This window comes from Blastococcus xanthinilyticus (genome assembly GCF_008124835.1).
Lineage (GTDB): Bacteria > Actinomycetota > Actinomycetes > Mycobacteriales > Geodermatophilaceae > Blastococcus > Blastococcus xanthinilyticus.
The window spans coordinates 186,389-198,062 of sequence record NZ_VNHW01000005.1; the positions used below are offsets into that span (position 1 = coordinate 186,389).

Here is an 11,674-nt window from a genome sequence, read left to right on the forward strand (position 1 = left end):
GGTGGACGACGACCTGCTGGCCCTGCGCGCCGGCTGCGACCGGAGCCTGGCCGGGCACGGCGAGTGGCGGGCCGACCAGTTGCTGGCCACGATCCCCGGCGACGCCGCACCGGACCGCTACGGCGACGGCGGCGTGGTCACCGAGCTGGAGGCCGAGGTGGCCGACGTGCTCGCGCTGCCCGCGGCCGTCTACCTGCCCAGCGGCGTCATGGCCCAGCAGGCCGCGCTGCGGGTGCACGCCGACCGGCGCGCGCGGCGCACCGTCGTCTGCCATCCCGAGAGCCACCTGATCCGGCACGAGGAGCAGGCGTTCGAGCGGCTGCACGGCATGGTGCTGCGCCCCGCGGGGAACCGCTACGGGCTGCTGCTGCGCGCCGACCTCGACGCGGTCGCCGAGCGGCCGGCCGCCCTGCTGGTCGAGCTGCCCCAGCGTGACCTCGGGGGCCGGCTGCCCCCGTGGGCCGACCTCGTCGAGCAGGTCGCCTGGGCGCGGGCCCGCGGGGCCGCGGCGCACCTGGACGGCGCCCGCCTGTGGGAGGCCTCGGCCGGGTACGACCGCTCCCCCGCGGAGATCGCCGGGCTGTTCGACACCGTCTACGTCAGCTTCTACAAGGGGCTGGGGGCGCTGGCCGGCTGCTGCCTGGCCGGGCCGGAGGACGTCGTGGCCGAGGTGCGCGAGTGGCGCCGCCGCCTCGGCGGCACCCTGTTCGGCATGTGGCCGGGCGCGGCGTCGGCGCTGGGCTGCCTCCGCCGCCGGCTGCCGCGCATGCCGGCCTACCTGGAGCGGGCCCGCGCGGTCGCCGGCGCGGTCCGCGACCTGCCGGGGGTCACCGTCGTCCCCGACCCGCCGCAGACGCCGATGCTGCACCTGCTGCTGCGCACCTCGCCGGACGCCTTCCGCGCCGCCGCCCGCGGTCTCGCGGAGGAGGGGCTGTGGACCTGGCCGCAGGCCGTGCCCACCGGCGACCCGGGCACCGTGCGGGTGGAGCTGCCGGTCGGCGACGCCACGCTGGCGCTGGACCCGGCGGAGATCCGGGCCGCGATCGCCGCCCTCTCCGGTCGCGGCTAGCGTCGGCCGGGTGAGCCTCGACGTCGCCGCCCTGCGCGCCTGCTTCCCGTCCCTGGCGAGCGGGACGGCGCACTTCGACGGCCCCGGCGGCAGCCAGGTGCCCGACGCGGTGGGCCGCGCGGTCGCCGCCACCCTGACCGCGCCGATCACCAACCGCGGCTCGGTGACCACCACCGAGCGGTTCGCCGACGCGACGGTGCTGGCGGCGCGGGCAGCGATGGCCGACCTCCTGGGCGTCGACCCCGGCGGGATCGTGTTCGGGCGCAGCGCCACCGCGCTCACCTTCGACCTGGCGCGCACGCTGGCGGCCGGCTGGGGCCCGGGCGACGAGGTGGTGGTCACCCGCCTGGACCACGACGCGAACATCCGGCCGTGGGTGCTGGCCGCCGAGGCGGCCGGTGCCACGGTGCGGTGGGCCGCCTTCGACCCCGCCACCGGCGAGCTGACCGCCGACGACGTCGCCGGCGTGCTGTCCGACCGCACCCGGGTGGTGGCGGTGACCGGGGCGTCGAACCTCATCGGCACCCGCCCGCCGGTCGCCGCCATCGCCGAGCGGGTGCACGCGGCCGGTGCGCTGCTCGTCGTCGACGGCGTGCACCTGACCGCGCACGCGCCGGTCGACGTGCCCGCCCTCGGTGCCGACGTCTTCCTCTGCTCGCCGTACAAGTTCCTCGGCCCGCACTGCGGCGTCCTGGCCGCCGACCCCGCCCTGCTGGCGACGCTGCAGCCGGCCAAGCTGCTGCCCTCGTCGGAGGCGGTGCCCGAGCGGTTCGAGCTCGGCACGCTGCCCTACGAGCTGCTGGCCGGGACGACGGCGGCGGTGGATTTCCTGGCCGGGCTCGGCGGGGGCGGGACCCGCCGGGAGCGGCTGGTCGCGGCCATGACGGCCGTCGAGGAGCACGAGGACCGGCTGCGGGAGCGGCTGGAGGCGGGGTTGGCGGAGCTGCCCGGCGTCCGGGTGTGGTCGCTCGCGGCGCACCGCACCCCGACGCTGCTGCTCACCTTCGCCGGGCGGGACGCCGCGGACGCCTACCGCTTCCTGGCCGGCCGCGGCGTCAACGCCCCGGCCGGCTCCTTCTACGCGATCGAGGCCAGCCGGTGGCTGGGCCTCGGGGACGCCGGCGGCCTGCGGGTCGGCCTGGCCCCGTACTCCGACGACACCGACGTCGACCGGCTGCTGACCGGCCTCCGGGACTGGCTCGCCGAGGCCTGATCAGCGGTCGAGCCGGCGCACCCGGCGGGCGGAGTCCAGCCGGTCGGTGTAGCTGATCGCGTTGCCCTGGATGTGCAGCTGGTCGTCCTCGGTCGCCTCGCGGAGCACCTTCGCGGGCACCCCCGCGATCAGCGAGCGGGGCGGGAAGACCTTGCCCTGGGTGACGACGGCGCCCGCGGCGACGATGGAGCCCGAGCCGATGTGCGCGCCGTTCATCACGATGCTGCCCATGCCCACGAGCACGTCGTCGTCGATGCGCGCGCCGTGCAGCACCACCCGGTGCCCCACCGAGACCCGCTCCCCCACCACGAGCGGGGACCCGGCGTCGGAGTGCAGGGTGCAGCCGTCCTGGATGTTGGTGTCGGCGCCGATCTCGATGACCTCGGTGTCGGCCCGCGCGATCGCCCCGAACCAGATGCTCGACCGCGGGCCCATGGTCACCGCGCCGACCACCACCGCCGTGGGCGCCACGTACGCCGTCTCGTCGATCCGCGGCTCGCCGAACTCCAGGGCCCCGATGAATGCGCCGTCGTCGAAAGGTGTGTCGCTCACCCGGTCACTCCAGCACAGCGGCGCTGCGGCCGCATAGGCTCCCGCCGACCTGCACGAGGACGGACGGCGAATGACCACCCTGGCGAGCGACCTGCTCGAACCGCTCGACGCGGGGGACACCGCAGCGGCACGGGCGCGGCTGGCCACCGCCCTCGCCGCCGCCGGGATGGCCCCCGACCGGCTGGCCGCCCTCGGCGGGCTGGGCCGGTGGAACGCCGACCGGGACGGCGGCGGCCTGCCCCCGGCCGTCGCCGACGCCCTCGCCGACGCGGTGCGCCGGACCGCGGCCGACCCCGCCACCAGCGCGCTGCTGGCGCTCTGCCTGCGCGCCGAGTGCGAGGCGGCCTGGGAGGTCTCCTGGGACCACGAGCCGGTGCGGGCCGTCATCGACACCGCGCTCGCCGCCCGGCCGCCGGGCGGGGGCACGGCCGACGCCGAGTGGGCGCTGCTGGCGCTCGTGGGCTCCGAGATGCTCGTGGAGACCGCCGCCTCCTCCGGCAGCCTGCCGGCCCTGGAGCGGCAGGCCTCCGCGACCACCGCGGCCGCGGAGCAGATCGCGGGCCTGGTGGCCGGCCGGGCCGACGACCCCTTCGCCGCGCACACCGCCGAGGTGGCCGAGGGAGAGGCGGTGTACTACCGCGCGGTCGCCGGCGCCGCCCGCGCCGTCACCGGGCACCTCGCGGGCGCCGGAGGCGGGCTGGGCCCGGCCATCGCCGCGCTGGCCGCCGCCGAGGACCGGTGCGCCGACGACGACGCCGGCCGCAGCGAGCTGCGCGCCCACCGCGGCGCGCTCGCGGCGCTGCGCGCGTCGGCGGACCGCCCCGTGCTCCGGATCGAGAGCGGGTCGGTGGTCTACCTCTACCCGTTCGGCCTGCGGGGGGTCACCCCCGGCGCCGCGCTGCGCGCGCTCCGCGAGACGGGCTCGCGGTGGACCCTCGCCGGGCTGCCCGTGACCGCGCTGGAGCAGGAGCTGCCGCTCAACGACGTGTGGCGCGGCAACGATCCGCTCGACCGGGAGTACGCCGGCGCGGTCCTCACGCTGCCGGACGTGCTGGTGCCCGCCGCCGACGGGGGCGAGCCGCACCGGCTGCAGGTGGAGGTGCGGCTCACCGGGCTCGGCAACCACTGCGTGCGCCTGGTGACCGGGCTGTCCGGCGCGAGCCCGCACACGCTGTACGCCGCCCAGGCGCTGGCCGCGCCCGAGGCCGGGGACCTGCGGGAGCTCGGCACCCCCGTGCGGCCGGCCGACGGGCCGCCGGTGCCGGGCTGGGGCCGGCTGAGCGATCTGGCCGCGGCGATCTGCGGCGACCTCTGCGGCCAGTTCGCCGAGCACGCGTCGCTGACCGACGTCCAGGTGAGCACCCGCTCGGGCACCTACCACGTGCTCACCCGGATCGAGCGGGCCGTGGCCCGGGAGCCGGACGGGACGACCAGGCCGGTGGAGGACCCCGCCGCGCTGCCGGAGCTGGTCGGCGGCGCGCTGCTCGGGCACCCGGTGCGCCACGGGGTGAGCGCGATCGCCGAGTGGGCCGGGTACCGGGCCGACGGCGCCACCCTGATCGACTCCCCGGGCACCAGCGGCCTGGTCCTGCGCACGGCGAACACGACGGCGATCGCCTGCCCGGCCGAGCCCAGCTACATGGTCGACGCGGTGCAGGAGGCGGCCGAGTTCGTCGCCACGCTCGACGGCCTGTTCGCGGGCTGGCAGGTGGAGCTGGCCGACCACTACTACCGGATCAACCAGGAGATGGAGCGGCTGCAGGAGGAGATCGACCGGCCGTCGGCCGACGGCGGCTGGGACCCCTCTGAGCTCGACGCGACGCAGCGGGCCCTGGAGGCCGCCCAGCACGAGATGCAGCTGTTCGTCATGGGCAGCCGGCTGCGGCTGATGTTCATCACCGCGCCCTCGCTGGTCACCTCCCCGGTGATGCGGACGACGCTGGACCGCCTGCTGGCGGCCGCCGGCTTCGAGCGGGCCCGCGCCGACTTCGTCGGCACCATCGAGGACGTCGTCGGCGACCGCGCCTGGTCGCTGATCGAGAGCTCGGTGCGCCGCCGCCAGGAGCTGGTCGAGGAACGGCGGCGCGCGCAGGCCGCGGCCGAGGAGTCGCGCGGCCGGCGGCGGATGGACATCCTGCTGGCCGCGGTCGCCGCCGTCGGCATCTCCGGGATCTTCTCGATCCTGCAGGCCGGGTACGCCGTCACCGGCTGGCGGTCGGCCGTGCTGGCCGGCTCCGCCCTCCTCGCCGCCGCCGCCATCGGGGCGATCACGCACCGCCTGACCGGTTCCCCGCGCACGCCGGTGCCGGAGGTGACCGATGACCGCCCGGGTCGTGACCGACGCCGCTGAGCTCGCCGCGGTGCACGCGGAGCTGCTGGTGCCCGCCTTCCCGCCGGAGGAGCTGGTGACGGCCGACGAGCTCGTGCAGGCCGTCGACGCGGGCAGCTGCGAGGTGCTGCTCCTGGAGGACGCGGAGGGGCCGCTGGCCGTCGCGGTCGGCGACCGGTTCACCGAGGCCGGGGTGGTCCTGCTGTCCTACGTGGCCACCCGTCCCGGTGCCCGCTCCGGCGGGCACGGCGGCCGGCTGCTGGACGCGGCGCTGGACCGCTGGCGGGGGTGGACCGGCCCCTGCCTGGTGCTGGCGGAGGTCGAGGACCCCGGCCGGCACGAGGCCTCGCCCGAGCGGGGGGACCCGGTGGCCCGGCTGCGGTTCTACGCCCGGCGCGGGGCCCGGCGGCTCGACCTGCCCTACGTCCAGCCCGCTCTCCGGCCGGGCGCCGTCCGCGTGCCGGACCTCCTGCTGCTCTGCCTGCACGCCGCACCGGAGCTGCGCCGGGGACCCGACGCGGTCGACGGCCGGGCCGTGCGCGCCTTCCTCGAGCGGCTGTTCACCGACGGCGAGGGGCGGCTGCCGACCGATCCGCAGGGCCGCGCGCTGCTCGCCGCGGCCGGCGAGCGGGTCGCCGCCCTGCCGATCGGACCGGCCCCCGCCGCCTGACCGCAGGCGTTCTGTCGGACCCCTCGGCCACCATGGGAGCGTGCCCGAGCCGACCGACCTGCCCGTGCGGGCGTTCGCCGACCAGGCGGCGCTGGAGACGTGGCTGGAGGAGCACCACGAGACCGCCCCCGGGCTCTACGTGAAGATCGCCAAGAAGGGTTCCGGCATCCCGTCGGTCGAGTGGGCCGGCATGGTCGAGGTGCTGCTGTGCTTCGGCTGGATCGACGGCCGGGCCAACCGGCTGGACGACACGGCCTACCTGCAGCGGATCACCCCCCGCCGGCCGCGCAGCGTCTGGTCGCTGAAGAACGTGCAGACGGTGGGCCGGCTGATCGAGGAGGGCCGGATGCGGCCGGCCGGGCTGGCCGCGGTGGCGGCCGCCCAGGCCGACGGCCGGTGGGAGCGCGCCTACCCGGGCCCGGCCACCATCACCGTCCCCGACGACCTCGCGGCGGCGCTGGACGCCGCGCCGGCCGCCCGCGCGGCGTTCGAGCTGCTCCGCGGGACGGATCGGTACGCCGCCCTCTGGCGGGTGCACAACGCGGCCACCCCGGCCACCCGCGCGAAGCGGATCGCCGCCGTGGTGCAGCAGCTGTCCGCGGCGGACGGCCCGGCGTGAGGCGTCAGACGGTGGGGCGGACCCCGAAGCGGAACCCGCCCTGGTCGACGCTGGTCACCGACAGCGGGGTCCCGTAGGTCCGGGCGTGCACGATCATCCCGTTGCCGATGTAGAGGGCCACGTGGCTGATCGGCGAGTAGTAGAAGACCAGATCGCCGGGCTGGAGGTCGGCACGGGAGATCTGCGGGCCGATGGTGGCCTGCTCACGGCTGGTGCGCGGGAGCGTGACCCCGGCCGCGGCGTAGGCGTAGGAGGTCAGCCCGGAGCAGTCGAAGGCGCTGGGGCCGGTGGCACCCGACCGGTAGGGCGAGCCGACCTTGGACAGCGCCACCTGGATCGCGGTGGCCGCCTGGCTGCCGGAGACCACCGGGAGCTCGGCGACCGACGGCGTCGCCAGCTTCGGTCCGGCCACCACGGTCGACACCCGCGCCTGCTCGGCGGCCGAGAGCCGGTCGTAGTCGGCCCGGTACTCGGCCGCCCGCTTCTCCACCTCCGCCTGCTGGGCCTGCAGCTCCTGGAGCCCGGCCTGGGCGGTGGCGGCGGCCTGGTCCGCGGCGACCTGCGCCTGCTCGGCGGCCGCCCGGGCCGCCGCGACGTCGGCGATGACCGTGTTCGTGTGGGTGGCGATCATGTCCAGCGTCGTCATCTGCATGACGAGGTCGTCCGCGGAGTCGCTGGTGAGGAGGGCGGCCAGCCGGGACTGCGTGGTGCGGGTCATGCCGCTCTGGACGATCGCCCGGATGCGGGGCTCGTGGACGGCGAGCGCCTGGCGGGCCGCCTCGGCCTGCGCCGCGGCGGCCGCGGCGGCGTCCTGCTGGGCGGCGACGACGGCCTCGGCCTCGTGCACCTGGGCCTCGACGAGGGTGAGCTGCTGCGCGGCCTCGGCGACGAGGCCGGCCGCCTCGGCGGCGTTCCCGGGTGCGGCGGTCGCCGTCGTGGGGGCGAGCACCGACGTCGCGCCGGCGATGAGCGCCGCACCGAGGGCCAGCACGGCACGCGAGCGGCGACGGGTGGTCCAGCGCTGCGACACCGTGGCCTCCGATTCGTGGCGCCGGGCCCGGGGAAGGGCCACACCTTGCGCGTCAGCACGGACCGTAGGGAAGTGGTGTCGACAGGTAGTGAGCGGCGCGCGGGTCAGCGGCCGGCAGGACACCCCGTCCGTCACATCCGTCCCACGGGACGCCACCGGCCCCACGGGAGCCGGGGACCGGCGGGGGGTCAGCGGGCGCGCGGACCGGCCGCCGTGCCGTCCGGCAGCCGGTCGGCGGCCAGGTGCACCAGGCGGTCGGCGACGGCTCCGGTGACGAAGGAGTAGACGGCCTTGTGGGCGACGTCGACGACCTGGTCGCGGCGGGACCAGGTCCACGGCGGGGCACCGACACCGGTGGCGTTCTCCAGCGTCTGGTCGGTGGCCAGCCGGAGGGAGGTGTGCCAGGCCGACGCCCGCCAGCCGCGCAGGCCGACGGCGGACCAGACACCGCGCAACGCGCCGACGGCCGCGCCGGTGCCCCAGTGCATGAGGTGGTTGCGCACCGGCGGCCGGGCGGAGCCGGGCAGGCGCCGGCCGGTGGCCAGCGCCGTGAGGGTGCGGGCGGGGACGTAGCTGTCCGGCCGGTGCGTGAGGGCCTGCTCGGCCTTCTCGCCCACGGTCATCACGGCGACGCCGGCCAGGCCGGCGAGGGCACCCCGCAGGGCAGCGCGTCCGATCACGGGTCGCCCCTACCCGGGGAACGGGCAGGGGCAACCCGGCGATGAACCGGCGATCAACCGGCGAGGGGCTCCTGCACCTCGAGGCCGGCGATGGACTGGAAGTCCCGGAGGATGGCCGAGAGCTCCTCGGAGGTCCACGGCTCGCAGCAGTCGCAGCCCCCGTCGCGGAAGCTGGCCAGACCGATGGAGCCACCGGCCTGGTCCTCGGCGATCGCGAGGTGGCCGGCGGACGGGTGGCGGTGGCAGGCACAGGCTGCGGCGCAGAGGCCCAGGCCCCAGCCGGAGATGACGACGGTGTGCCCGTCGTCGCGGACCTTGCCCACCTGGAAGACGGACGGCTTGTGACTCCTGCTCACGGAGTCCTCCCCTCGACAGCCCCGTGGGAGCGGGGCTTGCGGTCGGTTGCAGAAGAACGAGCTAGAAGAGGTTTCGGCACATCGTGGCCCGGGGTAAAGCACTTCGTCTCGTCTTCCGCCACCGACAGTAGTTTTGTCGATACGTTTCGTCCCCGGCAGTTTCCGCCAGGGTCTGCTGGCGGACTTGGCGGAACTACAACGCTGGGATTCGACTCGCCGCGCTCAGCTGGCCGGGCTCACGCTGCTCATGTTGAAGTCCGGCACCCGGAGCGCCGGCATCGCCGTCCGGGTGAACCAGTCGTTCCACTCCCGCGGCAGGGTCCGCTCGGTGACCCCGGCCTGCACGGCCCGGGAGAGCAGGTCGACCGGCGACTCGTTGAACCGGAAGTTGTTCACCGCCCCGGTCACCTCGCCGTTCTCGACCAGGAAGACGCCGTCGCGGGTGAGCCCGGTCAGCAGCAGGGTCTGCGGATCCACCTCGCGGATGTACCAGAGCGTGGTGAGCAGCAGGCCGCGATCGGTCGCCGCGACCATCTCCGCCTCCGTGGCCGTGGCGCCGGGGTGCTCGAGGACGAGGTTGTCGACGGCGGCCGTGGCCGGGGCGGTGGTCTTGAGCGCCCACGCCCGGGGGCGGATCAGGTTGGTCAGCACGCCGTCGGAGATCCAGTCGACCGCGGGGGTGGCCATGCCGTTGTCGAACACCGACGCCGACCCCGACGACGCGCCCACCACCTGGAAGGGAGCCGCCTCCAGCCCCGGGAAGGCGGGATCGCTGCGCAGCGTCAGCGGCAGGGTCGCCAGCCGGTCACCGATGCGGTTGCCCCCGCCGGTCCGGGCGAAGACGTTGCGGCCCTCGTCGGCGTCCCGGGCCTCCATCGTCCAGTAGAGGTAGATCATCAGGTCGCTGACCGCCGAGGGCGGCAGGAGCGTCTCGTAGCGGCCGGCCGGCAGGTCGACCCGGCGCCGCGACCACGCCATCTTCCGCTCGACCTCGGCCGCCAGCGCCGCCACCGAGACGTCGGAGAAGTCGCGGGTGCCGGTGCCGGCCCAGACCGACCGCCCGAAGTCGGGGCTCTTGCCGTTGAGCTCCACCCGCCCGGTCGGCTGGTCGTGCCGCAGCCGCAGACCCGTGGAGCTGCCCAGGTACGTGCTGCGCATGGTGTGCTCGGCGAAGCCGAACAGCAGCTCGCCGCGGTCGCGCGCCTCGCCGAAGGCCTGGCCCAGCGCCGGGGCGAACTCGGTGAAGACCTCGATCGAGGTCTCCGCGGGATCGGCGTCCCAGTCGCCGGCGCCGGGGGGCGGGTCGGCGATCAGCGGCATCGCGTCCTCGGCCGGCCCGGCGTCGCGGGCCGCCTGCTCGCTGGCCGCCACCAGCGCGGCGACGTCCGGCGTCCCGGAGCGGCTGACGGTGCCGGCGGCCATGCCCGCTCCACCGTCGACGAAGGAGACGACCACCACCGAGCGCGAGCGCATCGCGCCGTTGGTGGTGAGGCTGTTGGACGCCCACCGCAGGTTCGCCTCGGAGCCCTCGACGACGACGGTGACCTGCCCGTCCGCCGTGGAGGCGGCCAGCGCCTGCTCGACGAGCTCTTGTGCGGTATAGCGCGTCATCGCCCGGCCTCCTCGACGGTGTTCAGGATCGCCACGCCCTCGAACAGCGCCGTCGGGCAGCCGTGGCTGACCGCGGCGGTCTGACCCGGCTGGGCCTTGCCGCAGTTGAAGGCGCCGCCCAGGACGTAGGTCTGCGGCCCGCCGACGGCCGACATCGAGCCCCAGAAGTCCGTCGTCGTGGCCTGGTAGGCGACGTCGCGCAGCTGCCCGGCCAGCCGGCCGTTCTCGATCCGGTAGAAGCGCTGGCCGGTGAACTGGAAGTTGTAGCGCTGCATGTCGATCGACCAGCTCTTGTCGCCGACGACGTAGATCCCGCGCTCGACGCCGCCGATGATCTCCTCCGTCGACGGGCCGTCGGGGGCCGGCTGCAGCGAGACGTTGGCCATCCGCTGCACCGGCACGTGCCCGGGTGAGTCGGCGTAGGCGCAGCCGTTGGAGCGGTCCATGCCCTGGCGCCGGGCCATGTTGCGGTCCACCTGGTAGCCCACGAGCACGCCGTCCCGCACGATGTCCCACTGCTGGCCGGCGACGCCCTCGTCGTCCCAGCCGACGGTCGACAGCCCGTGCTCGGCGGTGCGGTCACCGGTCACGGTCATCAGGTCCGACCCGTAGCGCAGGCTGCCCAGCTGGTCGACGGTGGCGAACGACGTCCCGGCGTAGGCGGCCTCGTAGCCCAGCGCGCGGTCGAGCTCGGTGGCGTGCCCGATGGACTCGTGGATGGTCAGCCAGAGGTTCGACGGGTCGACGACGAGGTCGTACCGGCCGGCCTGCACCGACGGCGCCTTCGTCTTCTCCCGCAGCAGCTCGGGGATCTCGGCGAGCTCCCCGCGCCAGTCCCAGCCGGTGCCGGTGAGGTACTCCCAGCCGCGGCCGACCGGTGGCGCGAGGGTGCGCATGCTCTCGAAGGAGCCGGTGGCGCGGTCGACGGTGAGCGCGGTCAGCTCGGGGTGGACCCGCACCCGCTGCTGCCGGGTGCGGGTGCCCGCGGTGTCGGCGTAGTACTTCTGCTCCTTCACCAGCATGCAGGCGGCCTGCACGTGCTCGACGCCGTCGGCGGCGAGCAGCCGTTCCGACAGCTCGGTGAGCAGCGCCGACTTCTCCGCGTCCGGCACGGCGAACGGGTCGACGTCGTAGGCCGAGACCCAGGTCCCGTCGTAGGTCGGCTCGGGGGCGAGCTCCACCCGGTCGGAGTTCAGCGCGGCGGCCACCCGGGCCACCGCCACGGCCTCCTCGGCCAGGCGGACGGCCTCGGCGGCGGTGAGGACGACGCCCGCGGCGAAGCCCCAGGTGCCCTCGTGCACCACCCGGACGGCGAGGCCCAGGTCCTCCCCGTCGGTGAAGGCCTCGGGGCGCGCGTCCCGCAGGCTGATCACCTGGGTGCGGATCCGCTCGACGCGCAGGTCGGCGTGCTCGCAGCCGAGGTCGACCGCCCGGGTCAGGGCGGCGTCGGTGAGCGCGGACAGCGGGAGGGCGAGGAAGCCCTCGTCGATCGTGCGGGGGGCTGGCACGGGCCCTGTCTACCAGCGGGAGGGGCAGGGGTGAGCG

11 protein-coding genes are annotated in these 11,674 nt (G+C 75.9%); 5 read left to right on the top strand and 6 right to left on the bottom strand.

The features are described 5' to 3' along the window. Nucleotide 1 precedes the first annotated feature (1 nt). Complete coding sequence (locus tag BD833_RS09800; protein WP_166532944.1) at nt 2–1,069, top strand: threonine aldolase family protein; 1,068 nt, start codon at nt 2–4, stop codon at nt 1,067–1,069. Nucleotides 1,070–1,079: 10 nt separating this feature from the next. Next, complete coding sequence (locus BD833_RS09805) at nt 1,080–2,282, top strand: cysteine desulfurase-like protein (RefSeq protein ID WP_166532945.1); 1,203 nt, start codon at nt 1,080–1,082, stop codon at nt 2,280–2,282. Here the strand turns inward: BD833_RS09805 and BD833_RS09810 are convergent, their stop codons facing one another. Further along, nucleotides 2,283–2,834 (bottom strand): gamma carbonic anhydrase family protein, encoded by a 552-nt coding sequence (locus BD833_RS09810; protein ID WP_208092530.1) that lies wholly within the window; start codon nt 2,832–2,834, stop codon nt 2,283–2,285. 70 nt (nt 2,835–2,904) lie between these two features. On the opposite strand from BD833_RS09810, the gene BD833_RS09815 reads away from it, so the two are divergent. From BD833_RS09815 to BD833_RS09825, 3 genes are read left to right on the top strand one after another with little or no spacing between them, the layout of a single operon-like run. After that, nucleotides 2,905–5,184, top strand: coding sequence for a hypothetical protein (locus BD833_RS09815; RefSeq protein ID WP_166532946.1), 2,280 nt, complete (start codon nt 2,905–2,907; stop codon nt 5,182–5,184). Continuing rightward, nucleotides 5,153–5,833 carry an N-acetyltransferase gene (locus BD833_RS09820; protein WP_166532947.1) on the top strand — a complete coding sequence of 227 codons (681 nt, stop codon included), beginning with the start codon at nt 5,153–5,155 and terminating at the stop codon, nt 5,831–5,833. Before BD833_RS09815 ends, BD833_RS09820 begins: the two co-directional genes overlap by 32 nt. Nucleotides 5,834–5,873: 40 nt before the next feature. Then, complete coding sequence (locus tag BD833_RS09825) at nt 5,874–6,452, top strand: YdeI/OmpD-associated family protein (RefSeq protein WP_166532948.1); 579 nt, start codon at nt 5,874–5,876, stop codon at nt 6,450–6,452. A gap of 4 nt (nt 6,453–6,456) precedes the next feature. Here BD833_RS09825 and BD833_RS09830 read toward each other — a convergent pair whose 3' ends face one another. The 5 genes from BD833_RS09830 to BD833_RS09850 form a co-directional block, all read right to left on the bottom strand. Next, nucleotides 6,457–7,482 (bottom strand): C40 family peptidase, encoded by a 1,026-nt coding sequence (locus BD833_RS09830; RefSeq protein ID WP_166532949.1) that lies wholly within the window; start codon nt 7,480–7,482, stop codon nt 6,457–6,459. Nucleotides 7,483–7,670: 188 nt separating this feature from the next. Continuing rightward, the gene (locus tag BD833_RS09835; RefSeq protein ID WP_243737564.1) at nt 7,671–8,162 is read right to left on the bottom strand and encodes a hypothetical protein; all 492 of its coding nucleotides are present in this window, start codon (nt 8,160–8,162) and stop codon (nt 7,671–7,673) included. A 53-nt stretch (nt 8,163–8,215) separates the two neighbouring features. Beyond that, entirely contained in the window at nt 8,216–8,518 is a 303-nt protein-coding gene (locus BD833_RS09840) for a hypothetical protein (protein WP_166532950.1), read from the bottom strand. A gap of 222 nt (nt 8,519–8,740) precedes the next feature. After that, nucleotides 8,741–10,129 carry a metallopeptidase TldD-related protein gene (locus BD833_RS09845; RefSeq protein ID WP_166532951.1) on the bottom strand — a complete coding sequence of 463 codons (1,389 nt, stop codon included), beginning with the start codon at nt 10,127–10,129 and terminating at the stop codon, nt 8,741–8,743. After that, entirely contained in the window at nt 10,126–11,637 is a 1,512-nt protein-coding gene (locus tag BD833_RS09850) for a TldD/PmbA family protein (RefSeq protein WP_166532952.1), read from the bottom strand. The genes BD833_RS09845 and BD833_RS09850 overlap by 4 nt, the downstream gene beginning before the upstream one ends. Nucleotides 11,638–11,674: the final 37 nt, after the last annotated feature.